General features: G+C 61.2%; 24 protein-coding genes (1 of these 24 only partly in view). 17 read left to right on the top strand and 7 right to left on the bottom strand.

Going from position 1 to position 24,765, the window contains the following annotated elements; all coding sequences use genetic code 11:
• Window positions 1-1,241 carry the 5' portion of an aspartate aminotransferase family protein gene (locus QMK54_RS03370; protein ID WP_320402069.1) on the bottom strand. The gene continues 109 nt to the left of window position 1, outside the view, so 1,241 of the gene's 1,350 nt are visible here — the first part of the coding sequence; the start codon lies at window positions 1,239-1,241; its stop codon lies off the left edge, out of view.
• Window positions 1,242-1,378: 137 nt separating this feature from the next.
• Between QMK54_RS03370 and QMK54_RS03365 the strand changes: the two genes are divergently transcribed.
• The 6 genes from QMK54_RS03365 (at window position 1,379) to QMK54_RS03340 (ending at window position 7,901) form a co-directional block, all read left to right on the top strand.
• Entirely contained in the window at window positions 1,379-2,299 is a 921-nt protein-coding gene (locus QMK54_RS03365; protein WP_007971880.1) for a LysR family transcriptional regulator, read from the top strand.
• Between the two features lie 195 nt (window positions 2,300-2,494).
• On the top strand, window positions 2,495-3,145 hold the full coding sequence (locus tag QMK54_RS03360) for a TetR/AcrR family transcriptional regulator (protein ID WP_110661515.1): 651 nt from the start codon (window positions 2,495-2,497) through the stop codon (window positions 3,143-3,145).
• Between the two features lie 18 nt (window positions 3,146-3,163).
• Window positions 3,164-3,745: a YigZ family protein gene (locus tag QMK54_RS03355; protein ID WP_320402068.1), complete on the top strand. Its 582-nt coding sequence runs from the start codon at window positions 3,164-3,166 to the stop codon at window positions 3,743-3,745.
• Window positions 3,746-4,291: 546 nt separating this feature from the next.
• A complete protein-coding gene (locus tag QMK54_RS03350; RefSeq protein ID WP_320402067.1) occupies window positions 4,292-5,857 on the top strand; it encodes an ABC transporter ATP-binding protein in 1,566 nt (521 codons plus the stop codon).
• A gap of 11 nt (window positions 5,858-5,868) precedes the next feature.
• Window positions 5,869-6,975, top strand: coding sequence for an ABC transporter permease (locus QMK54_RS03345; protein ID WP_320402066.1), 1,107 nt, complete (start codon window positions 5,869-5,871; stop codon window positions 6,973-6,975).
• Window positions 6,975-7,901 carry an ABC transporter permease gene (locus QMK54_RS03340; RefSeq protein WP_320402065.1) on the top strand — a complete coding sequence of 309 codons (927 nt, stop codon included), beginning with the start codon at window positions 6,975-6,977 and terminating at the stop codon, window positions 7,899-7,901. The genes QMK54_RS03345 and QMK54_RS03340 overlap by 1 nt, the downstream gene beginning before the upstream one ends.
• On the opposite strand, the gene QMK54_RS03335 is transcribed toward QMK54_RS03340, so the two are convergent.
• Window positions 7,898-8,389, bottom strand: a complete 492-nt coding sequence (locus tag QMK54_RS03335; RefSeq protein ID WP_320402064.1) for a hypothetical protein — start codon at window positions 8,387-8,389, stop codon at window positions 7,898-7,900. The two genes, QMK54_RS03340 and QMK54_RS03335, sit on opposite strands and share 4 nt — an antisense overlap.
• A gap of 82 nt (window positions 8,390-8,471) precedes the next feature.
• Between QMK54_RS03335 and QMK54_RS03330 the strand changes: the two genes are divergently transcribed.
• The 3 genes from QMK54_RS03330 to QMK54_RS03320 all read left to right on the top strand — a co-directional run bounded on the left by QMK54_RS03330 (window position 8,472) and on the right by QMK54_RS03320 (window position 11,150).
• Window positions 8,472-8,828, top strand: a complete 357-nt coding sequence (locus QMK54_RS03330) for a MerR family transcriptional regulator (RefSeq protein WP_223595716.1) — start codon at window positions 8,472-8,474, stop codon at window positions 8,826-8,828.
• A gap of 19 nt (window positions 8,829-8,847) precedes the next feature.
• Window positions 8,848-9,537: an SDR family oxidoreductase gene (locus QMK54_RS03325; RefSeq protein WP_320402063.1), complete on the top strand. Its 690-nt coding sequence runs from the start codon at window positions 8,848-8,850 to the stop codon at window positions 9,535-9,537.
• 254 nt (window positions 9,538-9,791) lie between these two features.
• On the top strand, window positions 9,792-11,150 hold the full coding sequence (locus QMK54_RS03320) for an 8-oxoguanine deaminase (protein WP_223595697.1): 1,359 nt from the start codon (window positions 9,792-9,794) through the stop codon (window positions 11,148-11,150).
• Window positions 11,151-11,272: 122 nt separating this feature from the next.
• Here the strand turns inward: QMK54_RS03320 and QMK54_RS03315 are convergent, their stop codons facing one another.
• Window positions 11,273-12,361 (bottom strand): calcium:proton antiporter, encoded by a 1,089-nt coding sequence (locus tag QMK54_RS03315; RefSeq protein ID WP_110660473.1) that lies wholly within the window; start codon window positions 12,359-12,361, stop codon window positions 11,273-11,275.
• Between the two features lie 315 nt (window positions 12,362-12,676).
• Here QMK54_RS03315 and QMK54_RS03310 point away from each other — a divergent pair, with 315 nt between their 5' ends.
• From QMK54_RS03310 to QMK54_RS03300, 3 genes are all read left to right on the top strand, one after another.
• Window positions 12,677-13,759, top strand: coding sequence for a BMP family ABC transporter substrate-binding protein (locus QMK54_RS03310; RefSeq protein WP_320402062.1), 1,083 nt, complete (start codon window positions 12,677-12,679; stop codon window positions 13,757-13,759).
• 145 nt (window positions 13,760-13,904) lie between these two features.
• Window positions 13,905-14,870, top strand: a complete 966-nt coding sequence (locus QMK54_RS03305) for a 2-oxoglutarate and iron-dependent oxygenase domain-containing protein (protein ID WP_110660471.1) — start codon at window positions 13,905-13,907, stop codon at window positions 14,868-14,870.
• An 82-nt stretch (window positions 14,871-14,952) separates the two neighbouring features.
• Window positions 14,953-15,906 carry an adenosine deaminase gene (locus QMK54_RS03300; protein ID WP_223595684.1) on the top strand — a complete coding sequence of 318 codons (954 nt, stop codon included), beginning with the start codon at window positions 14,953-14,955 and terminating at the stop codon, window positions 15,904-15,906.
• A 132-nt stretch (window positions 15,907-16,038) separates the two neighbouring features.
• Here the strand turns inward: QMK54_RS03300 and QMK54_RS03295 are convergent, their stop codons facing one another.
• Both QMK54_RS03295 and QMK54_RS03290 read right to left on the bottom strand, forming a co-directional pair.
• Window positions 16,039-16,773: an ArsR/SmtB family transcription factor gene (locus QMK54_RS03295; RefSeq protein WP_110660469.1), complete on the bottom strand. Its 735-nt coding sequence runs from the start codon at window positions 16,771-16,773 to the stop codon at window positions 16,039-16,041.
• A 314-nt stretch (window positions 16,774-17,087) separates the two neighbouring features.
• Window positions 17,088-18,017 carry a LysR family transcriptional regulator gene (locus QMK54_RS03290; RefSeq protein WP_110660475.1) on the bottom strand — a complete coding sequence of 310 codons (930 nt, stop codon included), beginning with the start codon at window positions 18,015-18,017 and terminating at the stop codon, window positions 17,088-17,090.
• A 124-nt stretch (window positions 18,018-18,141) separates the two neighbouring features.
• Between QMK54_RS03290 and QMK54_RS03285 the strand changes: the two genes are divergently transcribed.
• Both QMK54_RS03285 and QMK54_RS03280 read left to right on the top strand, forming a co-directional pair.
• Window positions 18,142-19,155, top strand: coding sequence for a zinc-binding alcohol dehydrogenase family protein (locus QMK54_RS03285; protein WP_320402061.1), 1,014 nt, complete (start codon window positions 18,142-18,144; stop codon window positions 19,153-19,155).
• Between the two features lie 239 nt (window positions 19,156-19,394).
• On the top strand, window positions 19,395-19,568 hold the full coding sequence (locus QMK54_RS03280; RefSeq protein WP_181432068.1) for a hypothetical protein: 174 nt from the start codon (window positions 19,395-19,397) through the stop codon (window positions 19,566-19,568).
• Between the two features lie 8 nt (window positions 19,569-19,576).
• On the opposite strand, the gene QMK54_RS03275 is transcribed toward QMK54_RS03280, so the two are convergent.
• A complete protein-coding gene (locus QMK54_RS03275; protein ID WP_320402060.1) occupies window positions 19,577-20,773 on the bottom strand; it encodes a multidrug effflux MFS transporter in 1,197 nt (398 codons plus the stop codon).
• A 90-nt stretch (window positions 20,774-20,863) separates the two neighbouring features.
• Window positions 20,864-21,061, bottom strand: a complete 198-nt coding sequence (locus tag QMK54_RS03270) for a heavy-metal-associated domain-containing protein (protein ID WP_320402059.1) — start codon at window positions 21,059-21,061, stop codon at window positions 20,864-20,866.
• 148 nt (window positions 21,062-21,209) lie between these two features.
• On the opposite strand from QMK54_RS03270, the gene QMK54_RS03265 reads away from it, so the two are divergent.
• The 3 genes from QMK54_RS03265 (at window position 21,210) to cueR (ending at window position 24,587) form a co-directional block, all read left to right on the top strand.
• Complete coding sequence (locus QMK54_RS03265; protein ID WP_320402058.1) at window positions 21,210-21,593, top strand: hypothetical protein; 384 nt, start codon at window positions 21,210-21,212, stop codon at window positions 21,591-21,593.
• A gap of 190 nt (window positions 21,594-21,783) precedes the next feature.
• Window positions 21,784-24,177 carry a heavy metal translocating P-type ATPase gene (locus QMK54_RS03260; RefSeq protein WP_320402057.1) on the top strand — a complete coding sequence of 798 codons (2,394 nt, stop codon included), beginning with the start codon at window positions 21,784-21,786 and terminating at the stop codon, window positions 24,175-24,177.
• Window positions 24,174-24,587, top strand: a complete 414-nt coding sequence (gene cueR / locus QMK54_RS03255) for a Cu(I)-responsive transcriptional regulator (protein WP_223596474.1) — start codon at window positions 24,174-24,176, stop codon at window positions 24,585-24,587. The genes QMK54_RS03260 and cueR overlap by 4 nt, the downstream gene beginning before the upstream one ends.
• The last annotated feature ends 178 nt before the right edge of the window (window positions 24,588-24,765 follow it).

The following is a 24,765-nucleotide window of genomic DNA, read 5'->3' as shown; positions in this document are numbered from 1 at the left end:
ACGTAGAACCCGGCTTTCCACAGCGCCATGCCCGCTTCGAACGGACGCACGATGGCGTCGCCGTCACGTGGAGCGATCTGGATCGCGCCGGCCAGGCCGAAGTTGCGGATGTCGATGATGTTCTTGGTGCCCTTCAGGCCATGCAGCGCGTTTTCGAAATGCGGTGCGACTTCGGCCACGCTCTGCACCAGGTTTTCCTTTTGCAGCAGGTCGAGTGCTGCCAGGCCCGCGGCGCAAGCCACCGGGTGCGCGGAATAGGTGTAGCCGTGAGGGAATTCCACCGCGTATTCAGGCGTCGGCTGATTCATGAAGGTCTGGTAGATCTCGGAGCTGGCAATCACTGCGCCCATCGGGATCGCGCCGTTGGTGACTTGCTTGGCGATGCACATCAGGTCCGGGGTCACGCCGAAGGTGGTCGCGCCGAACATGGTGCCGGTACGGCCGAAACCGGTGATCACTTCGTCGAACACCAGCAGGATATTGTGCTGGTCGCAGATTTCACGCAGACGCTTGAGGTAACCCTGTGGTGGAACCAGCACGCCAGCGGAACCGGCCAATGGCTCGACGAACACAGCGGCGATGTTCGATGCATCGTGCAGTTCGATCAGCTTCAGCAGTTCGTCAGCCAGGGCGACACCGCCCTGCTCCGGCATGCCACGGGAGTAAGCGTTGCTTGCCAGCAAAGTGTGCGGCAGGTGGTCGACATCCATCATCGCCTGACCGAACAGCTTGCGGTTGCCGTTCACGCCACCGAGGCTGGTACCGGCGATGTTCACACCGTGGTAACCACGGGCACGGCCGATCATTTTGGTCTTGGTCGACTGGCCTTTCAGACGCCAGTAGGCGCGGACCATCTTCACGGCGGTATCAGCACACTCAGAGCCCGAGTCGGTGAAGAACACGTGGTTCAGGTTGCCCGGGGTCAGGTCGGTGATTTTCTCAGCCAGCTGGAACGACAGCGGGTGGCCGTATTGGAAGGCTGGTGAGTAATCGAGCGTGCCCAGTTGCTTGGCGACCGCTTCCTGGATTTCCTTGCGGGTGTGGCCGGCGCCGCAGGTCCACAGACCGGACAGCGAGTCATAAACCTTGCGGCCCTTGTCATCGATCAGCCAGCTGCCTTCGGCGCCAACGATCAGGCGAGGGTCGCGCTGAAAGTTACGGTTGGCGGTGTAAGGCATCCAGTGAGCATCGAGCTTCAGCTGGCTAGCCAGGGAAGTCGGGGCGTTTTCAGGCAAGTTCATGGGCAAAACCTCGCAAGGCAATAAGCGGCGTAAGGATTGAAAACCGTTGTTGCAGCTAAATTGCCACGGAGATAAAGTCGGTGAAATGCAACTCTTCTAATGTTCAGTCAGCCAACTACTAAACTTTGAGTAATCGTATGAGCACTCGCCGTCCCGATCCGCTGGCCCAGGTCAGCGACTTTGATATTCGCCTGCTGCGGATCTTTCGCAGCGTGGTGGAATGCGGCGGTTTCTCCGCGGCGGAGACCGTGCTGGGGATTGGTCGCTCGGCGATCAGCCAGCAGATGAGCGATCTGGAGCAACGCCTCGGTCTGCGCCTGTGCCAACGGGGACGTGCCGGGTTCTCCCTGACCGAAGAAGGCCGCGAGGTCTATCAATCGGCGTTGCAGTTGTTAAGCGCGCTGGAAAGCTTCCGCACCGAGGTCAATGGCCTGCACCAGCACTTGCGCGGCGAATTGATCATCGGCTTGACGGACAACCTGGTCACCCTGCCCCACATGCGCATCACCCACGCCCTCGCGCAATTGAAGGAACGCGGCCCGGACGTGCAGATCCAGATCCGCATGATCGCGCCCAATGAAGTCGAACAAGGCGTGCTCGACGGCCGCCTGCACGTCGGCGTGGTGCCGCAGGCCAGCGCATTGTCGGGGCTGGAGTATCAACCGCTGTATAGCGAACGTTCGCTGTTGTACTGCGCGGTCGGCCATCCGCTGTTTTATGTCGACGATAAACAACTGGACGACGAACGCCTGAACAGCCAGGACGCCATCGCACCGACCTTCCGTTTGCCAGCGGAGATCCAGGCTCACTACCAGGCGCTCAATTGCACCGCCAGCGCCTCGGACCGCGAAGGCATGGCGTTCCTGATCCTGACCGGACGCTACATCGGCTACCTGCCGGATCACTATGCGAGTCTTTGGGTGCAGCAAGGCCGGTTGCGAGCGTTGAAAGCGAAAACTCGCTTCTATGACCTGAGCCTGGCGTCGGTTACCCGCAAGGGCCGTCGCCCGCACCTGGTGCTGGAGAGTTTTCTCGAGAGTCTGGCCGCGACACGTTGAAAAATTGTGGGAGCGGGCTTGCTCGCGAAGAGGCCGTGTCAGTCGATATCTGCATAGCTGACACACCGCCTTCGCGAGCAAGCCCGCTCCCACAGTAGATTGCGGTGCAGTGTTTTATTGTGTGAGGCCTTGTCTGGAGCCGGTGGGTACGTTATCAACACACTCGCCGTCCCACCCACCAGTTCGGAAGTGCTTATGACCTTTGAAGTCCCAGCCCACGGCGGAAAACCCGTCAGCCGCATTCGTCAGAAAAACGAAGAGACCATCATCAAAGCCGCCGAAGACGAGTTCGCCCGTCACGGGTACAAAGGCACGAGCATGAACACCATCGCCCAGAATGCCGGGCTGCCCAAGGCGAACCTGCATTACTACTTCACCAACAAGCTTGGTTTGTACGTGGCGGTGCTGAGCAACATCATCGAGCTGTGGGACAGCACCTTCAACACCCTCACCGCCGAGGACGATCCGAGCGAAGCCTTGACCCGTTACATCCGTGCGAAAATGGAGTTTTCCCGACGCCAACCGCAGGCCTCGCGGATTTTCGCCATGGAAGTCATCAGCGGCGGAGTGTGCCTGACCGAATACTTCAACCAGGATTACCGTACCTGGTTCCAGGGCCGTGCGGGCGTGTTCCAGGCCTGGATCGACGCCGGTAAAATGGACCCGGTCGACCCGGTACACTTGATCTTCCTGTTGTGGGGCAGCACCCAGCACTACGCCGACTTCGCCACGCAGATCTGCCGCGTCACCGGGCGTACCAGGTTGACCAAACAGGACATGGAAGACGCCGGGGACAACCTGATCCGTATCATTCTCAAGGGCTGCGGCCTGAAACCTGCCATCTAAGTAGCCATTCAGGTACGTATGCCATTTACCCTCAGCGGTTTTTGCGAATACAGCGAAGAGATTCGCAAAAGCCGCTTCATCACCTTCGCCGCGCCGATTGCCAGCCCGGCCGAGGCCCAGGCGTTCATTGAACAGCACAGTGACTTGAATGCCTCGCACAACTGCTGGGCGTGGAAACTCGGCGATCATTACCGCAGCACCGATGATGGCGAGCCCGGTGGTACGGCCGGCCGGCCGATTCTGGCAGCAATAGAGGCACAGGATTGCGATCAGGTCGCGGTGCTGGTGATTCGCTGGTATGGCGGCATCCAACTGGGCACCGGCGGGCTCGCCCGGGCCTATGGCGGCGGGGCAAACAAATGCCTGCAAGCGGCGCCAAAGATCGAGCTGATCAGCCGGGTAGCGCTGCGTTGCGCTTGCGGATTTGCCGAGTTGGCCCTGGTCAAGCTGAGGGTGACGCAGGCAGGTGGATTGGTTGTGGATGAAACCTTCACCGCCAATGGTGTCGAGCTGCAGTTGGCCGTAGGCGAGGCGCAGATCGCTGCCTTGCAGTCACAACTGGCCGATTTGAGTCGCGGGCGCATTTTGCTGCAGCGCTAAAGACTTCAGCACAGGCTGCGATCTTTTGGGGCACGGCACTTTTTCACATATTCCATATTTGCCCACATCTGCTGTGCACCCGGCTGTGGATAACCTGAGCACATACCGCTGTAACCCTTCTGTCATGCGGCTTTGCGGACTTTGCTCAATTTTCGTCCAATCCGCCATCACGCGCATCAAATTCAAACAAAAACAAACAGTTACGACGGTTTAGCACCTTTAGAAGAAAGCCACACAGTGCTTATGCCCGTGCCTTGAGCTTGCACACAAATACTGTGGAGCAATCTGTGGATAACCCGTTCATGGCCTTCGCCGCGCCATGTACGACATGGCTCTTGGTCGATTGCTCATTTTTTGACCAAAAGCGCACGGGCAAAATCAGGGCTTGATTCGCGGCATTGCCCCCATGTGGTGCCCGGTTCCGTGCGACCCATTTGAAAGTGGCGCACTCAACGCCTCGGCTCACAGGACTTGGAGATTTTCCTGACCTAGTGGCCAGAAAATTGCTTTATCCACAGGCACAAGTCCAACAGCACCGAGCCTGTCATGCCCAATCCCGCTCCAGTCCAAGATCCGATTGCGCGCCTGCAACTGCGCAGAATCACCAAACGCTACCCCGGTTGCCTGGCCAACGATGCCATCGACCTGACCATTGCCCCTGGCGAGATCCATGCCCTGCTCGGCGAAAACGGCGCGGGCAAAAGTACGCTGATGAAGATCATCTACGGCGTCACTCACGCCGATTCGGGCGAGGTGATCTGGCAAGGTCAACGGGTGAGCCTGCGTAACCCGGCCCAGGCGCGGGGTTTGGGAATCGGCATGGTGTTCCAGCACTTCTCGTTGTTCGAAACCCTGAGCGTGGCGCAGAACATCGCCTTGGCCATGGGCGCGGCGGCAGGCACACCCAGACAGCTTGAGCCGAAGATTCGCGAGGTGTCCCGGCGCTACGGCATGGCGCTGGAACCGGAACGACTTGTCCACAGCCTGTCGATTGGCGAGCGGCAACGGGTGGAAATCATTCGCTGCCTGATGCAGGACATCCGCCTGCTGATTCTCGATGAACCGACTTCGGTGTTGACGCCGCAAGAGGCCGACGACTTGTTCGTCACCCTGCGCCGGCTCGCCGCCGAAGGTTGCAGCGTTTTGTTCATCAGCCACAAACTTGGGGAGGTCCGCGCGTTGTGCCACAGCGCAACCGTTTTACGCGGCGGTCGGGTGGCCGGGCATTGCGTGCCGGCTGAGTGTTCGGATCAGCAACTGGCGCGTTTGATGGTCGGTGAGTCGGCGGAGTTGATCGCCGATTATCCGAAGGTGGCAGGGACTGCCGCATTCCTCAACGTGGACAACTTGTCCTGGCACAACCCGGACCCGTTCGGCTGCTCGCTCAAGGGCATTAACCTTGAGGTGCGCAGTGGGGAAATCGTCGGCATCGCCGGCGTGGCGGGCAATGGCCAGGATGAATTGCTGGCCCTGCTCAGCGGCGAACAACGCTTGTCGCGACACGACGGCGCAACGATTCGCTTTGGCCGCGAGGCGGTCGCCCATTTGCGCCCCGACGCCCGTCGCGAACGAGGCCTGGCGTTTGTCCCGGCCGAACGCCTGGGCCATGGTGCGGTGCCGGAATTGAGCCTGGCAGACAACGCGCTATTGACCGCTTTCCAGCAAGGGCTGCTGAGTAACGGCCTGATCCAGCGCAGCAAAGTCACCGCGCTGGCCGAGGAGATCATCCGTCGATTCGGTGTAAAGACGCCCGATAGCCAGACCCCAGCCCGCAGCCTGTCCGGCGGCAACTTGCAGAAATTCATCCTCGGCCGGGAAATCCTCCAGCAACCGAAACTGCTGGTGGCCGCGCATCCAACCTGGGGCGTGGATGTCGGTGCAGCCGCCACGATTCATCGCGCGTTGATTGCCTTACGCGATGCCGGTGCGGCGATCCTGGTGATTTCCGAAGACCTCGACGAACTGTTCCAGATCAGCGACCGCCTCGGCGCTTTGTGCGGCGGTCGGCTTTCGACGCTCCACGCCACCGTCGATACACGCCTGAGCGATGTCGGCGGCTGGATGGCCGGCCAGTTCGATACCCCTCAACCTCTCGCATCCGCCACGCGCTAACGGAGTGTCACATGCTGCTTTCTCTTGAACCCCGTGGCCAGCAATCGCGCCTGATGCTGTGGTGCTCGCCGTTGCTGGCGGCTGCACTGACCCTGGGCTGTGGATCACTGTTGTTTATCGCGCTCGGGCACGACCCGTTGCTGACCTTGCACACCTTGCTGATCGCTCCGGTCAGCGATCTGTATGGCGTCTCCGAATTGTTGGTCAAAGCCCTGCCGATTCTGCTCTGCGCCCTGGGCCTGGCGGTGGCCTATCAGGCACGTATCTGGAACATCGGCGCCGAAGGTCAACTGCTGCTCGGCGCGTTGGCCGGCAGTGCGCTGGCGGTGAACATCATCGGCATGCAAAGCCGCTGGGCGCTGGTGGCGATTCTGCTCACCGGCACCCTGGCCGGCGCCGCGTGGGCCGGCCTGACGGCGTGGTTGCGCACGCGCTTCAACGCCAATGAAATCCTGACCAGCATCATGCTCAACTACATCGCCCTGAACCTTCTGCTGTATTGCGTGCACGGTCCGCTGAAAGACCTGGAAGGTTTCAACTTTCCTCAATCGGCGATGTTCGGCGACGCCAGCCGCTTGCCACTGTTGATGGAGGATGGCCGGGTTCACGCCGGGGTGTATTTCGCCCTGCTCGCGTTGGTGGCGGTGTGGGTGTTGTTACAGAAAAGCTTTGTCGGTTTCCAGATCAAAGTGCTCGGGCTGGACAAGCGCGCAGCCGGTTTCGTCGGCTTTCGCGAGAAGCGCCTGATCTGGCTCGCGTTGTTGATCAGCGGTGGCCTGGCGGGGCTGGCCGGCGTGTGCGAGGTCACCGGGCCCATCGGCCAGTTGGTACCGCAGGTTTCGCCGGGCTACGGCTATGCGGCGATCACCGTGGTGTTTCTCGGCCGCCTCAATCCCATCGGCATCCTGTTTTCCAGCCTGTTGATGGCGTTGTTGTACATCGGCGGCGAGAGCGCACAAATGAGCCTGAACCTGCCGCAAGCCATCACCCAATTGTTCCAGGGCATGATGCTGTTTTTCCTGCTCGCCAGTGATGTGCTGATTCTCTATCGCCCCCGCCTGAACCTGCGCTGGACCCGCCGCGCACAAGCCACCGCTGTACACGCAGGAGCGCTGTGATGGATATCGATCTGCTGAGCAATATTTTCTACGCCATGATCCGCTGCGGTACGCCGCTGTTGCTGGTGGCGCTGGGCGAACTGATCTGCGAGAAAAGCGGCGTTCTCAATCTGGGCCAGGAAGGCATGATGCTGTTTGGCGCGGTGATCGGTTTCATCGTCGCGTTCAGCACCGGCAATCTGTGGCTCGGCGTGTTGCTGGCGATGTTCGCCGGGATGCTGTTGTCGTCCCTCTTTGCGTTGGTGGCGCTGGTGTTCAACGCCAATCAGGTGGCCACCGGGCTGGCCCTGACGATTTTCGGCGTGGGCCTGTCGACTTTTGTCGGTGCGGCATGGGTCGGCAAACCACTGGCCGGTTTCGAGCCGATGGCGATTGCGTATTTGAGTGAGATCCCGCTGATCGGACGAATGCTGTTTGCCCAGGACCTGCTGGTGTATCTGTCCTTCGCATTGTTTGCGCTGGTGGCCTGGGTGGTGTTGAAAAGCCGCATCGGGCTGATCATCCAGGCGGTCGGGGAAAACCCGGATGCGGCCAGCGCCATGGGCTTGCCAGTGTTGGCGGTGCGGACCCTGGCGGTGTTGTTCGGCGGTGCGATGGCAGGGTTGGCCGGGGCTTATCTGTCCCTGGCGTACACGCCGATGTGGGCGGAAAACATGAGCGCCGGGCGCGGCTGGATTGCCCTGGCGCTGGTGGTGTTTGCCAGTTGGCGGGTGTGGCGTCTGCTGCTCGGCGCGTACCTGTTCGGGCTCGCCAGCATCCTGCACCTGGTGGCGCAGGGGTTGGGGCTGGCGATTCCGTCGAGTCTGCTGGCGATGTTGCCGTATGTCGCGACCATTGTGGTGTTGGTGCTGTTGTCCCGGGATGCGCTGTGCACGCGGTTGTATGCACCGGTGTCGTTGGGGCAGCCGTGGCAGGCTGGGCATTAGGGGTTGTCTGGGCGGGCCTCTTCGCGAGCAAGCCCGCCCCCACATTTGACCGGGTTCACCCCCATCCAATGTGGGAGCGGGCTTGCTCGCGAAGGCGTCCGAACAGGCAACACCTGAGCCACGCCCCACGCCAATTCAAACACAAGGAAAACCACCAGCAACGAACTCGCGCCATGAACCAGGGCATAAGCCTGCCAGGCCGAGAAAAGGAATCTGGCCACTGCGTCATACCGCCCATAAACCTGCTGCGGATCACGAATCCGCAGTACCGACCACACGCAGACAATCGACCCCAGCAGATTCGCCATCAACATGTGCACCGGTTCGAACGGTGGCAACTCGCCGGGCAAGCTCAACGCCTGGCTCACACCCGTCAAAACCCCATGCAACGCCGCAAAACTCCACGGCGTGACAAACGCCATCGTCACGATCAAGTCATACCAGGCACTGCCTTGTACCAACCGGCGATATTGCGCTGTAGTCCACATCGTCATTGCTCCATCAATTCAGGGAGCAACAAGGCTAAAGCCTGGAGTATGCTCCAGGGTCAAGCCCCCTCGAGACGTCATGATGCGCATCGGTGAACTCGCCCAGGCCAGCGCCGTCAGCCGCGACACGCTGCGCTTTTACGAGCAGCGCGGATTGATTGCGGCGCAACGCAGCGCCAACGGGTATCGCGACTATCCGCCAGACATGGTGCAACTGGTGCAGTACATCAAGACCGCTCAACGGCTGGGCTTTACCCTCGGCGAAATCGGCAACAGCGTGGCGACAATCTGGCAGTCGTCCGATCCGGACAACGCCGTCACGCTATTGCTGCAAGACAAGCTCAAACTGATCGAAGCCCGCATGGCCGAACTCGGCGCACTGCGCGATGAGTTGCAACAACGGCTCGGGCAACAGTGTCCATTGAATCCACGACTCTGAATTTTCAAGGAAGCCAATCATGTCCAAGGCAAAAAACGCGCTCATCATCGGCGCCTCCCGAGGGCTTGGCCTCGGGCTGGTGAAAACCCTGCTGGCCGACGGCTGGCAAGTCACCGCCACCGTGCGTGACCCGCAAAAGGCCGAAGCCTTGCAGGCATTGGGCAAGGTGCGGATCGAAAAGCTCGACATGGACGATCAACAGGCCGTCATCGCCCTGACACAACAACTCAAGGGCGAGGTGTTTGACCTGTTGTTCGTCAATGCCGGGGTCAAGGGGCCGGATGTCCAGACGCCGAACGGTGGCGCGACAATGGCTGAAATCGGTCAGCTGTTTTTCACCAACGCCGTGGCGCCGATCAACCTGGCCCAGCGTTTAGTCGAGCAACTGCGCCCGGACACCGGCGTGCTGGCGTTCATGAGTTCGGTGTTGGGCAGCGTGACCATGCCCGATGCGCCGGAGTTGGCGCTGTACAAGGCCAGCAAGGCGGCGCTGAACTCCATGACCAACAGCTTCGTCACGCAATTGGGCGAAACCGGTCTCACCGTGCTGTCGCTGCACCCGGGCTGGGTGAAAACCGATATGGGTGGTGAAGGTGCGGACATCGATGTGGAAACCAGCACTCGAGGCCTGATTGATCAGGTGAACGCGTTGGTCGGCAAGGGTGGGCACCATTTCATCAATTACCGGGGTGAAACCATTCCCTGGTAACACCCCAGATCAAAATGTGGGAGCGGGCTTGCTCGCGAAAGCGTAGTGTCAGTCAACATCAACGTTGTAGTTACACCGCCTTCGCGAGCAAGCCCGCTCCCACAGGGTTATGCTTCGTCTGGTCGGGCCGGGCTTGCCCGCCAGAGCATTTTGATCGACACTGCGCACCTCGCCTCCCCGGCGAACCTGGATCAGCAGACAGGGCAACACTGAGCTGGCAACCCTGAACCCAACTTTCAGAGGAGCCGGCCAACATGCCTGCGACCCGTATCTGGTTAAAAAACCCCCTCGCCATTTTCACCTCCAACGGTCTCGATGCCCGTGGCGGCCTGGTGCTGCAAGACGGTTTGATCGTCGAAGTGCTCGGTGCCGGCCAGCAACCCTCCGCACCGTGCAATGAAGTGTTCGATGCCCGCGAGCATGTGATCCTGCCGGGCCTGATCAACACCCACCACCACTTTTACCAAACCCTGACCCGCGCCTGGGCGCCGGTGGTCAATCAGCCGCTGTTCCCGTGGCTGAAAACCCTGTACCCGGTCTGGGCACGCCTGACCCCGGAAAAACTCGCCCTCGCCACCAAAGTCGCCTTGGCCGAGTTGCTACTGTCCGGTTGCACCACCGCCGCCGACCACCACTACCTGTTCCCGGAAGGCCTGGAAAACGCGATCGACGTGCAAGTCGAGAGCGTTCGCGAACTGGGCATGCGCGCCATGCTGACCCGCGGCTCCATGAGCCTCGGTGAAAAGGACGGTGGCCTGCCGCCGCAACAGACCGTGCAGGAAGGCGAAGTGATCCTCGCCGACAGCCAACGGTTGATCGCCGAGTACCACGAACGCGGGGACGGCGCGCAAATCCAGATCGCCCTGGCACCGTGCTCGCCGTTCTCGGTAACCCCGGAAATCATGTCGGCCAGTGCCGAACTGGCGAACAAACTTGACGTGCGCCTGCACACCCACCTGGCCGAAACCCTCGACGAAGAAGATTTCTGCCTGCAACGCTTCGGCCTGCGCACCGTGGACTATCTGGACAGTGTCGGCTGGCTCGGCCCGCGTACCTGGCTGGCCCACGGCATCCACTTCAACCCGGACGAGATCGCCCGCCTCGGCGCCGCCGGCACCGGTATTTGCCATTGCCCGAGCTCGAACATGCGCCTGGCCTCGGGCATTTGCCCGAGCATCGAGCTGACCGACGCCGGTGCCTTGCTCGGCTTGGGCGTGGACGGTTCGGCCTCCAACGATGCTTCGAACATGATGCTCGAAGCGCGTCAGGCCCTGTACATCCAGCGCCTGCGCTACGGCGCCGAGAAGATCACCCCGGAGCGCGTACTCGGCTGGGCGACCAAAGGTTCGGCCAGCCTGTTGGGGCGTACCGATATCGGTGAATTGGCGGTGGGCAAGCAGGCCGACCTGGCCCTGTTCAAGCTGGACGAACTGCGCTTCTCCGGCAGCCATGATCCGGTCTCGGCGTTGCTGCTGTGTGGTGCTGATCGCGCGGACCGGGTGATGATCGGCGGCAAGTGGCGAGTGATCGATGGTCAGGTCGAAGGGCTGGACCTGAAGGGCTTGATTGCCGATCACAGCCAGGCGGCTCGACAGTTGATCGCCGGGACCTGAGGCAGCGAAGATCCAATGTGGGAGCGGGCTTGCTCGCGAAGGCGTCGTGTCAGTCGATAGGAATGTGACTGATACACCGCTTTCGCGAGCAAGCCCGTTCCCACAGTGGTCTTGCGGTGTTTTTAAAGACCCAATAGCGACAACATGATGAACGTCGCAAACAGCACAAAGTGAGTCATGCCTTCGATGGCATTGGTTTCGCCGTCGTTGAGGTTGATCGCGCTGACGATCAGGGTGAGAAACACCATCACGGTCTGCACCGGGGTCATGGCCATCTGGAATGGCTGACCGGTATAAAGCGCCATCGCTTCCATCACCGGCACCGTCAGGATCACCGTCGACAGCGACGCGCCCATGGCGATGTTGACCACCGACTGCATGCGGTTGGCCAGCGCCGCGCGCAACGCGGTCAATATTTCTGGCGCCGCGGATATCGCCGCCACCAGGATCGCCGTGATCACCGGCGGTGCCCCCGTCCCTTCCAGCCCCAGGTCGAGGGTCTTGGACATCACTTCGGCGAGTGCGCCAATAACCACTACACCAAACCCCAGGGTCCCGATGCTCAATACCAGATTGATCGGCTGCGGCTCTTCGCTGGGAGTTTTCTTGCGGCGTTTATCCGGGTAGCTGTAACTGAAAAAATAGCTGTGCGGTCCTACCTGCATGCGCAGGAACAACGCATACAGCATCACCATCGCACCGATGGTAAACGCCGAATAGAGCTTCCAGTCGGCTTCGGGAATGAATTCCGGCACCACCATCGACACGCCCATCGCCGTGAGGATCATCGCACTATAACTGCGCGCCGAATCGTCGTTATAGGACTGTTCGCCGTGTTTGAGCCCGCCCATCAACGCCGCGAGACCAAGGATACCGTTGATGTCGAGCATCACCGCCGAGTAGATCGTGTCGCGTACCAGCGTGGCCGAGGCTTCGTTGCTCATCATGATCGCCAGGATCACCACTTCCACCAACACCGCGGCCAGGGTCAGGATCATCGTGCCGTAGGGATCACCCACCTTTTCCGCCAGCAACTCAGCCTGATGGGCAACGCGCATGGAGGCGGCGACGATGAAGGCGATCAGCACCAGCCCGCTCACCAGCGCGACGACCTGGCCGCTGTGCAGCATCCAGTGCTCCAGCGGATAAGCCACGCACACGGCGATCAACGCCAACAGCAGGAAACTTTCTTGCTTGAGGGTGGTGAGCATGGCGAGCCTTTTGCCGAGTGGATCCGATGAGCTACTGACTGCGGGGTGGCGCTAACGGTTCGTTTTACCTTAGCGCACCAGCGTCAGGCAGGGAGGTGCATCGGCGCACCGGAGTGTGTCATCGCTGGCAAGCCAGCTCCTACAAAAGCCGGATCACCGCTCCCCTGTAGGAGCTGGCTTGCCAGCGATGGCGTACTCCCTGCCGCCACAAAACCTGAAACCTGCCCCTTTGTTGTCCTGTTGGTCAGCAATTTGCATTGCCCTGTGCAAGCCCGAGAGCCCAGCCAACCTCACAACAAAATGGAGTTTCAATTCATGCACAACCGTCCGTTGAAGAAGCTGCTTTGCGCCGTTGCGGCGGCCATTGGTTTGAGCGCCAGCCTGACGGCCGTAGCCGCCGACCCGCTGAAAGTCGGCTTCGTCTATATCGGCCCGATCGGCGACCACGGCTGGACGTATCAGCATGAACAGGGGCGCAAGGAACTCGCGGAAAAGTTCGGTCCGCAGATAACCACCAACTATGTGGAAAACGTCGCCGAAGGCGCCGACGCCGAGCGGGTGATCCGCAACATGGCCAAGGACAAATACGACCTGATCTTCACCACGTCCTTCGGCTACATGAACCCGACCGTGAAAGTCGCCAAACAGTTTCCCCAGGTGACCTTCGAGCACGCCACCGGCTACAAGCAGGACAAGAACCTCGGCACTTACCTGGCGCGCACTTACGAGGGCCGCTACGTCGGCGGCTTCCTCGCGGCGAAGATGACCAAGACCAGGAAAGTCGGCTACGTCGCCTCATTCCCGATCCCGGAAGTGATCCGCGACATCAACGCCATCCAACTGGCCCTGAACAAGTACAACCCCGGCACCGAGATCAAGGTGGTGTGGGTCAACTCCTGGTTCGATCCGGGCAAGGAAGCGGATGCCGCCAACGCCCTGATCGATCAGGGCGTGGACGTAGTGTTCCAGCACACCGACAGCCCGGCACCGATACAAGCGGCCGAACGTCGCGGCGTGTATGCGGTGGGCTACGCTTCGGACATGGCGCACTTCGCGCCGAAAGCGGTGCTGACCTCCATCGTCAATGACTGGGGCCCGCACTACATTCAGGCAGCCCAAAGCGTGATCGACCATGACTGGAAACCCCAAGACTACTGGGGCGGCTTGAAGGAAGGCACCGTTGAACTGCCGATCAGCGACCTGGTGCCGACGACGGTCAAGGGCGAAGCCGAGCAGATCATCGCCGACATCAAGAGCGGTGCGCTGCAGCCGTTCACCGGGCCGATCAAGGATCAGGCCGGCGTCGAGAAAATCCCGGCCGGCGTGAGCGCGACCACGGCGGAACTGGCGTCGATGAATTACTACGTGGAAGGCATGAAGGCCGAGATACCGAAGTAACTCCTCCGTCACAACACAACCCCCCTGTGGGAGCGGGCTTGCTCGCGAAGGCGTCTGCAAATTCAACAGTGATGTTGGCTGACACACCGCTTTCGCGAGCAAGCCCGCTCCCACATTGGATCTCCAGCGTTCTTAAGGATTGCGCATGAACAGCCTTCCGATCATCGACATCGCCCCGCTCTCCAGCGACGACCAGCGCGCCTGGCAAACTGTCGCCAATCAAATCGACCTCGCCTGCCGCGAATGGGGCTTCTTCTACATCAAGGGCCACCCGATCAGCCCTGCGCGAATCGACGAACTACTCGACAGCGCCAAACGCTTCTTCGCCCAACCCACCGCTGAAAAACTCAAGATCGACATCACCCAGACCCGTCACCATCGCGGTTACGGCGCCATTGCCACCGAGCAACTCGACCCGAGCAAGCCCAGCGACCTCAAGGAAACCTTCGACATGGGCCTGCACCTGCCGGCCGACCACCCTGAGGTACTGGCGGAGAAACCCTTGCGCGGTCCCAATCGCCATCCCTCCATGCCCGGCTGGGAAGCGCTGATGGAGCAACACTACGTCGACATGCAAGCCCTCGCGCAAACGCTGTTGCGGGCAATGACCATGGCACTGGGAATTGAACGCGACTTCTTCGACACTCGCTTCATTGACCCGGTCAGTGTGTTGCGGATGATCCATTACCCGCCGCGCCACACTGCCAGCTCCACCGAGCAGCAAGGCGCCGGCGCCCACACTGATTACGGCTGCATCACCCTGCTTTATCAGGACGCCGCCGGTGGCTTGCAGGTACGCAATGTAAAAGGTGAGTGGATCGACGCGCCGCCTATCGAAGGTACGTTCGTGGTCAATCTCGGCGACATGATGGCGCGCTGGAGCAACGACCGTTATCTCTCGACGCCGCACCGGGTCATCAGTCCGCTCGGCGTGGATCGTTATTCGATGCCATTCTTCGCCGAGCCGCACCCGCAAACCCGCATCGAATGCCTGCCCGGTTGTCAGGATGAATTGCACCCGGCGAAATACCCGGCCACCACCTGCGCCGAGTTCCTGCTCTCGCGCTTCGCCGATACCTACGCCTATCGACGGGAACAGGAAGCGGTGTGATGAACCGCCTGGTCAGGTTTTACCAATTGTTGCGGCAAGCCTCTGTAGAATGGCGACCATTGCACCTGATGAGAAAAGAATCATGTATGACTGGCTGAACGCCCTGCCCAAGGCAGAACTGCACCTGCACCTGGAAGGCTCGCTGGAACCCGAGCTGTTGTTCACCCTGGCCGAGCGCAACAAGATTGCCTTGCCATGGAACGACGTCGAAACCTTGCGCAAGGCGTATGCCTTCAACAACCTGCAGGAGTTCCTCGACCTGTATTACCGGGGTGCCGATGTGCTGCGCACGTCCCAGGATTTCTATGACCTGACCTGGGCGTACCTGCTGCGCTGCAAAGAGCAGAACGTGATTCACACCGAACCATTCTTCGACCCGCAGACCCACACCGACCGTGGCATCCCGTTCGAAGTGGTGCTCAACGGCATCGCCGCCGCGCTGAAGGATGGCGAGCAGCAACTGGGCATCACCAGTGGTTTGATCCTGAGCTTCCTGCGCCACCTGAGCGAAGACGAAGCACAGAAAACCCTCGACCAGGCGCTGCCGTTCCGCGATGCGTTCGTCGCCGTGGGCCTGGACAGCTCCGAGATGGGTCACCCGCCGAGCAAGTTCCAGCGCGTGTTCGACCGTGCCCGTCACGAAGGCTTCCTGACCGTCGCCCACGCCGGTGAAGAAGGCCCGCCCGAGTACATCTGGGAGGCCATCGACCTGCTGAAGATCCAGCGCATCGACCATGGCGTGCGCGCCATCGAAGACGAACGCCTGATGCAGCGAATCATCGACGAACAGATCCCTCTGACCGTGTGCCCGTTGTCGAACACCAAGCTTTGCGTGTTCGACCACATGTCCCAGCACAACATTCTCGACATGCTGGAGCGCGGCGTGAAAGTGACCGTGAACTCCGATGACCCGGCGTACTTCGGCGGTTATGTCACCGAGAACTTCCATGCGCTGCACACCCACCTGGGCATGACCCAGGACCAGGCCAAACGCCTGGCGCAGAACAGCCTCGATGCACGGTTGGTAAAGCCCTAAGCAACACCGCAAAACCAACTGTAGGAGCTGGCTTGCCAGCGATGGCACCCTCTCATTCAACATTGATGCTGAATGTGGCACCGTCATCGCTGGCAAGCCAGCTCCTACAGATTGGGTGTTTGGCCAAAGGTTCTACAGCGCCATTTCCAGTTCGGCCTCCTTGGCAAAGCGATGGATCTCGCGCTGCCCGGAGGCTGTCACCTGCAAGGCTCGGGAGTCGTTGGGCAGGGTCAGCCACCCCGACTGCATGAACAGCTGCAACAATGCCGCGCCCAGTGAGCCGCCCAAGTGCGGGCGTCTTTCGCTCCAGTCCGGGCACGCGCAGGCCACCTTTCCGTTGTGATGAGCCAAGGCCTGGATGAACACGCCCCGAGCCGCCAACTCTGTCGCGCCCTTGAGCGTAACCGTGACCCGCTGATCAGAATGTTCGATCCAGCCTGCCTCCAGCAGTCGCTGATACAGATCTGCCGACAGGGTGCCCCCCAGGTGATCGTCACACAGCCGGGCACTCAGCAATGACGAACGCACCGCCCGGGGTTTGACCAGAGGTGCATTGCGCTTGAATACGTCCGGAATATCCTGGGGGGCGCTGGCGAAGGTCGCGCTGGCCAGTGCTTCGATTGCCGCCCCGACCTCGGGAGCGGCCAGGCGGAAGAAGCGTTTGCGGCCACGGCTTTCAACCTTCAGCAGACCTCCAGCGGACAAACGTCCCAGGTGTGCACTGGCCGAAGACGGTGACAGGCCTGCCAGCAATGCCAACTCTTCGGTTGTTCGCGCCGAACCATCCATCAAGGCCCACATCATTGCGCTGCGCTTTGGGTCAGCCAGCAATGCGGCAATCTGGCTGATGCAAGGTGCATGTTCCATGTATTCACTCCCTGTTGAATCGATTCGTCTACTGCCCAGAGAAATCTTGACCAGTAATGTGTCATCGGCCAATCCGTGGAAACTGCCATAAGCCCGACAGCGCCTTGCTCACTCATTAGCGCTGCCTGGCCGATGCTGCGAAGGCCAGAAGGGTGACCGTGCAGCTAGGCCGACTCGAACGCGGACCCGCCATTGGGGTCGACGCTACTGACATGATGAGGGAGCTAGTATATGCGGGTTGGTCGGCGGATCCTTTCCTCCGCCCGGCATAGGTGGTGATCGTTCCTGAGAGAAATTTCTCTTTTTTCGTGCGACTAATGAGCGGTATCCGAAAAGCCCGGAAATTGACTGCTCAAAAAGGCGCATCGACTGACAAGCATTTCGCGCAACAGATTCACCGGCTTACTCAATTGAGCGCGATGGGCGCACAACAGATTCAACGGTGCGCGCTCACAGAGCAGTTCCGGCATCAGCACCTTCAAGCGGCCGGCCAGCACATCGGCGCCGACATCCAGCCAGGATTTATAGGCGATCCCGGCACCGGCCACGGCCCAAAGACGCACGACATCGGCATCGTCACTGAAGCGATCGCCGCTGACGGTCAGGCTGACTTCGCGCTTGCCGTCGTGAAAACTCCAGTGATCGTGGACCCTGCTGCCGAGCATGTACAAAAGGCAATTGTGCTGTGCCAGTTGCTCCAGATGCCGAGGTTCGCCATGGCGAGCCAGATATCCAGGAGCGGCGCACAACACTCGGCGGTTCTGCGGGGCGATGGGCAGCGCCACCAGGCTGGAGTCCTCCGGTTCACCGTAGCGCAGGGCAACGTCTACCGGTTGGCGAAACAGGTCGGCGATGCGGTCCCCCAGCAGCAGGCGCACGGTCAGTTTCGGATGCTCGCGCTGAAACTCGTCAAGCCAGGGCAGCAGCAGATTGCGGCCAAAGTCCGATGGCGCCGACAATTGCAGAACCCCGCTGACCTGGTCCTGACCACTGGCCAGCAATCGCCGGCCCTCGTCGAGATTGCTCAGGGCCGCGCGGGCGTATTCGAGGAAGCCCTCGCCTTCGGCGGTCAGGCGCAGGCTGCGGGTCGAACGGGCCAATAGACGGGCGCCGAGTTGCTGTTCAATGCGCTTTAGCGCTGCACTGGCCACCGCCGCCGACATGTCCATGCCACGCGCGGCGGCCGACAGACTGCCCAGGTCTGCCGCCCGGACAAACAACTGCAAGTCATCGAAACGCAGCATCAGGCCACCGATTATCAAAAAAACATTGAAAGAGACTGCTCTTTTAGCCGGTTTTATCTTCAGGAGAAATAGCCAATCATCCTCCCCATCGAATCTCTTCTTTATTAGTGTTCAGGAGTCGCCCATGAAAGCCATTGCCTACTACGCCTCGTTGCCGATCAGTGACGACAACGCGCTGCAAGACATCGAACTGCCGGAACCGGTTGCCGGCCCCCGCGACTTGCTGGTGGAAGTCAAAGCCATCTCGGTCAACCCGGTGGATACCAAGGTACGCCAGAACGTCCAGCCCGAAGGCGGCGCGGCCAAGGTGTTGGGTTGGGACGTGGCCGGTGTGGTCAAGGCCGTGGGCAGTGAGGTGACGCTATTCAAGGTCGGCGACAAGGTGTTTTACGCCGGCTCCATCGCGCGGGCCGGCGGCAACAGCGAGTTGCATGTAGTGGACGAGCGCATCGTCGGCCACATGCCCAAGACCCTGGGTTTCGCCGAAGCAGCGGCCCTGCCCCTCACCGCGATCACGGCGTGGGAACTGTTGTTCGAACGCCTGCAAGTACGCGAAGGCAAAACCGATGAAGGCCAGAGCCTGTTGATCGTCGGCGCCGCGGGTGGCGTGGGTTCGATTCTCACGCAACTGGCCAAACAGCTCACCGGTCTCAAAGTCATCGGCAGCGCTTCGCGTGCACAAACCCAAAGCTGGGTGAAGGAACTGGGTGCCGACCTGGTGATCGACCATGGCCAGCCACTGAGCGAAGCACTCAAGCGTGCCGGTGTGGATCAGGTCACCCACGTCGCCAGTCTGACCCAGACCGACCAGCACCTGGACCAACTGGTCGAGGCGTTGGCCCCCCAAGGCAAGCTGGCGCTGATCGATGACCCCAAGTCGCTGGACGTGACCAAGCTCAAGCGCAAGAGCCTGTCCCTGCACTGGGAGTTCATGTACACCCGCTCGCTGTTTGAAACCGCGGACATGATCGAGCAGCACAACCTGCTCAACCGCCTCGCCGGGCTGATCGACGCCGGGACCCTCAAAACCACGGTGGGCGAACACTTCGGCACGATCAATGCCGGCAATCTGCGCCGTGCCCATGCCCTGTTGGAAAGCGGCAAAGCCAAGGGCAAGATTGTGCTTGAAGGCTTCTGAAGCGCTGAAAAACCTTCGCTGACTTCATGTTTTCCATCGGCGACCGGGTAGTTCCGGTCGCCGACAATCCCTGCCGGCACCCACGAAAATTTCGTGTTTTTTTTAGTTACAAACCGTCAGTCCGACAGTTGACCCTTGTCACAATCGTGCTCGTATTCAGGACTACAATCGAATCTCCTGCGAGGCAGGCTTTTGCGTAACGTCTTTTACGAGACATCTTTTACAAAAGGAGTTCAGCTATGAAGATCCTGATAAAAGAACTGGCAAAGTCCCAGTGGCAAGTTCGCTTGGACCAACATGCTGTGACGTTTCGCAGCGAAGCAGAAGCTCGCGCCTTCACGCGCACCCTCGAAGCCCGCATCCAGGCCCCTCACCCGATTCCCATCCTCCAATCGCAGCGTGCTGCCGGCTGATTCCGGCTTCAAACCTGGGCTTGCGCCAGCGCCCGGGCATTTTGCAAACGCCGGGTGAGCATTGCTGCACTCACCACCAGAATTCCACACAGGCTGATGACCATGGCCATCGGCACGGCGCTGCCGTCGTGCAGCACGCCCACCAGCGCAGAGGCACCGGCAGCCACGCTGAATTGCAGGCAACCGAGTAGCGCCGATGCGCTGCCGGCCCGTGCGCCCTGCCCGTTCATCGCACAGGCCGCGGCGTTGGGACTGATGCAACCGAGGCTGGCGATACAGATGAACAAGGGGATCAGCAGCGGCCACAGTTGTGCCGGGTGCAAAGCGCTGACAGCGAGCAGGGTCAAACCGGCTGCCAGATAAACCCACACCGCGCGCGCCAGCAAGAACGTCGGGCCACGTTTGGCCAGTAACCGCGCATTGACCTGCGCCACCAGGATGAAGCCCGCCGCATTGACGCCGAACAGCCAGCCGAAATGCTCGGCCGCCACGCCGTAGAGCTTGATGAAGATGAAGGGTGAACCGGCGATGTAGGCAAACATCCCGGCGATGGCGATGCCGCCGGTCAAGGCATGGCCAAGAAATATTGGGTCGGCCAGCAACCGGCCGTACTGACGCAGCGCACCCGACAGCGGTTGACGCGGCATGTGGGCCGGCATGCTTTCCGGTAGTCCCATCGCAACCGCCAGCCCCGCCAGCGCACTGAAACCGGTCAAGGCCAGGAAGATCGACTGCCAGCCCGTCGTGTTGACCAACAAGCCACCCAGCAATGGCGCGAGGATCGGGGCAAGCCCCATCACCAGCATCAACTGCGAAAAGACTTTTGCCGAACCGACTGCATCACACTTGTCGCTGACCACCGCCCGGGAAATCACCATCCCCGCGCAGCCGCCCAACGCCTGGATGAAACGCGCGCCGATCAGCCATTCCAGGTTCGGCGCATAGGCGCACGCCACGGAGGCAAGGGTGAACAGGCCGACACCGGCGAGCAACGGAACGCGTCGCCCGAAACGATCCGCCACCGGGCCATAAAGCAGCTGGCCGATGGACAGGCCGAGGAAGTAAGCCGCCAACGTCATCTGGACGTGATTTTCATCCGTCCCGAATGCCTGAGCCATGGCCGGGAAGGCCGGCAGGTAGAAATCGATCGCCAGCGGACCGAAAGCGCTCAAGGCGCCGAGAATCAGAATGGTACGGAAGTTCATCAGGCATCCAGTGAGGCAGTAGTCGGCAGGCCGACAGTCTAGCCGCGCATGGACGCCTTGAACATTCCGGTAGCTCGCTAACTATCAAATTCAGGCCAGTTTGACGCCGTAACCCTCTTCGCTGATCGCCTCGATAACCTGCTCGGCGGTCAGCGCACTTTCGACGCCGACCTCCCTCGCCGCCAGATCGACCCGCACACTCGCCGCCGGGTCCTTGGACTGGACCGCCTGGGTGATGGCCTTGACGCAGTGGCCACAAGACATGCCTTCAACGTTGAACACTTGCATGGGATAGCTCCTTTTCCGAGGGTTGAACCCAGTTTCGAGCTTGCCACCGTGGCAAGGTCAAGTTCTGAAGTTAACTGCCGGGCTGGCAATCGACGCCGGGCTCGGCCAAGCTGCGTCCATCAATGACTCGAACTCAGGAGACTCAGCGATGCGCTGGTCAGTTTTCAGCCTGTTTGGCTTTCTCAGCCTTTTCGCCGCCGTGCCTTCGGTCAACGCCACCGGTCAGGATTATGGCGTGCTGATCATTTCCCGCGAGCGCCTGGAAGTCGCGACCAGTTGCGAAATCGGTGTGTACCTCCAGGATCAGCTGGCGGCACGGTTGTTTCAGGAACAGAGCACCTCGTTCAACCTGCCGCCGGGCATCGTCTCGCTGCGCCTCAAACTGCTGCCGGGCCAGGCACCGGGTTGCAACCCGGGCATGCTCGCGCCGGGGTCGCAGGACATCCAGCTCAAGGCCGGGGATGTGCTCAAGTACCGGATCGCGATGACACAGGAAGGGATGTACCTGAAACGCGCCGGCCTCGGCTACTGACACAGATCCCTGTGGGAGCGGGCTTGCTCGCGAAGGCGTCGTGTCAGGCAAAATTGATGTCGACTGACACGACGCTTTCGCGAGCAAGCCCGCTCCCACATTAGATCAGCGGCACGTTCAAGATTGGTGCTTGACCTTGCCAGCATGGCAAGGTTGATCCTGTGGTCATCTACTACAGGGAGTGCGACCGATGTCCGAATCCACCACGTTCGACCTGCCGATTGCCGGCATGACCTGCGCCAGTTGCGCCGGGCGTGTCGAGCGCGCCTTGAGCAAAGTCATTGGCGCCAGTGCCGTCAGCGTCAACCTCGCCACTGAACAGGCGCGGGTCCAGGCACCCGCCGACAGCTTGCCGGCCTTGATGGATGCCGTCGCCAAGGCCGGCTACAGCGTGCCGCAACAGAGCCTGGAATTGAGCATCGACGGCATGACCTGCGCGTCCTGCGTCGGTCGCGTCGAGCGAGCGCTGGCCAAGGTGCCGGGGGTGAAGAGCGTCAGCGTCAACCTGGCCAACGAACGCGCCCACCTGGAACTGCTCGGCCAGATCGATCCGCAAAGCCTGATCGCCGCCGTGAGCAAGGCCGGTTACAGCGCCAGCGTATGGGAAGCCGAACACCCGCTTACCGACAACCAGCAACAACGTCTGCATCGCGAACGCCTGGCCTTGATCATGGCCATTGCCCTCGCCTTGCCATTGGTATTGCCGATGCTGCTGCAACCGTTCGGCGTGCACTGGATGCTGCCGGCCTGGGCGCAGTTCGCCCTGGCCACGCCGGTGCAATTCATCTTCGGTGCACGGTTCTACGTTGCCGCCTGGAAAGCCGTGCGCGCCGGAGCCGGCAACATGGATTTGCTGGTGGCCCTGGGCACCAGCGCCGGTTATGGCTTGAGCCTGTACGAATGGGCCACCGCCGCCGGGCGCATGCCGCATCTGTATTTCGAAGCCTCGGCGGTGGTGATCGCCCTGGTGCTGCTGGGCAAGTACCTGGAGAGCCGCGCCAAGCGCCAGACCGCCAGCGCCATCCGCGCCCTCGAAGCCTTGCGCCCGGAGCGGGCGATCCGGGTGATCGATGGCCGCGAGCAGGAGGTCGCCATCAGCGCCCTGCGCCTCGATGACCTGGTGATGGTCAAACCCGGCGAACGCTTTCCGGTGGACGGTGAAGTGATCGAAGGCCAGAGCCACGCCGACGAAGCGCTGATCAGCGGCGAGAGCCTGCCGGTGCCCAAGCAGCCCGGCGACAAAGTCACCGGCGGCGCGATCAACGGTGAAGGCCGGATGCTGGTGCGTACCCAGGCCCTCGGCGCGGAAACCGTGCTGGCGCGGATCATCCGCCTGGTGGAAGACGCCCAGGCCGCGAAAGCGCCGATCCAGAAACTGGTGGATAAAGTCAGTCAGGTGTTCGTGCCCACCGTGCTGCTGATTGCCCTGGCGACGTTGATCGGTTGGTGGCTGTATGGCGCGCCGATGGAAACCGCGCTGATCAACGCCGTGGCGGTGCTGGTGATTGCCTGCCCTTGCGCCCTGGGCCTGGCCACACCGACCGCGATCATGGCCGGCACCGGCGTGGCGGCACGCTACGGGATTCTGATCAAGGATGCCGAGGCACTGGAGCGTGCCCATGAAGTCAGCGCCGTGGTGTTCGACAAGACCGGCACCCTGACCTCCGGCGCCCCGCGCATTGCTCATCTGAGTGCCGTCGACGGTAATGAGGCGAGCCTGCTGCAACTGGCCGGCGCCCTGCAACGGGGCAGTGAGCATCCCCTGGCCAAGGCTGTACTGGACGCCTGTGCCGAACGCCATTTGCAGGTCGCCGATATCAGCGACAGCCAGTCCCTGACCGGCCGGGGTATCGCTGGCACCCTCGAAGGGCGTCGCCTGGCGCTGGGCAATCGGCGCCTGCTGGAGGACAGCGGCTTGGATGCCGGGGCGCTGGCCAACTCGGCGATCGCCTGGGAAAAACAAGGCCGGACCTTGTCCTGGCTGATCGAACAATCCCCCGAACCACAGGTGCTGGGCCTGTTCGCCTTCGGTGACACCCTCAAGCCCGGCGCGCTGCAAGCGGTGCAACAACTGAGCGCACGAAACATCAGTAGCCACCTGCTGACCGGTGACAATCGTGGCAGCGCCAGCGTGGTGGCCGAGGCGCTGGGCATCCAGGATGTGCATGCCGAAGTGCTCCCGGCGGACAAAGCCGCCACCGTCGCCGCCCTGAAAGAAACCGGTGTGGTGGCGATGGTCGGCGACGGTATCAACGACGCCCCGGCATTGGCCGCCGCCGACATCGGCATCGCCATGGGCGGCGGCACCGACGTCGCCATGCACGCGGCCGGCATTACCTTGATGCGCGGCGATCCGCGACTGGTGCCGGCTGCGCTGGAGATCAGCCGCAAGACCTACGCCAAGATTCGGCAGAACCTGTTCTGGGCCTTCGTCTATAACCTGATCGGCATTCCGCTGGCGGCGTTCGGCTTCCTCAATCCAGTACTGGCCGGGGCGGCCATGGCATTGTCGAGCGTCAGCGTGGTGAGCAATGCGCTACTGTTGAAAACCTGGAAACCCAAGGACCTGGAGGACAACCGATGAACATCGGCCAAGCGGCCCGCCACAGCGGCCTGAGCGCAAAGATGATCCGTTATTACGAATCCATCGGCTTGCTCAAGGCCGCTCATCGCACCGACAGCGGCTACCGGGTGTATGGCGATGATGACCTGCACACGCTGGCGTTCATCAAGCGCTCGCGGGACCTGGGGTTTTCCCTGGAAGAGGTCGGCAAGTTGCTGACCCTCTGGCAAGACCGCCAGCGCGCCAGCGCCGATGTGAAAGCGCTGGCCCGTCAGCACATCGAAGAGTTGAACCGGAAGATCCGCGAGCTGGGGCAGTTGCGCGACACCTTGCAGGATCTGGTCGAGCACTGTCAGGGCGATCATCGGCCGGATTGCCCGATTCTGAAGAATCTTGAGTCGGGGTGTTGTGCTGAACCGGCTCAAGCCTGATGCATTGAAGCCGGCTGTACCGACGCCATCGCGGGCAAGCCCGCTCCCACAGTGTTTGCGGCCGGTCACAAATTCTGCACACATGCACAAATCCCTGTGGGAGCGGGCTTGCCCGCGAAGGCGGACTAACAGTCGACACAGGTATTGAATCTGTAACCCACAAAAAACCCGGCCGACG

This window comes from Pseudomonas sp. P5_109 (genome assembly GCF_034009455.1).
GTDB lineage: Bacteria > Pseudomonadota > Gammaproteobacteria > Pseudomonadales > Pseudomonadaceae > Aquipseudomonas.
This window is presented reverse-complemented; position numbering and strand designations above follow the sequence as displayed.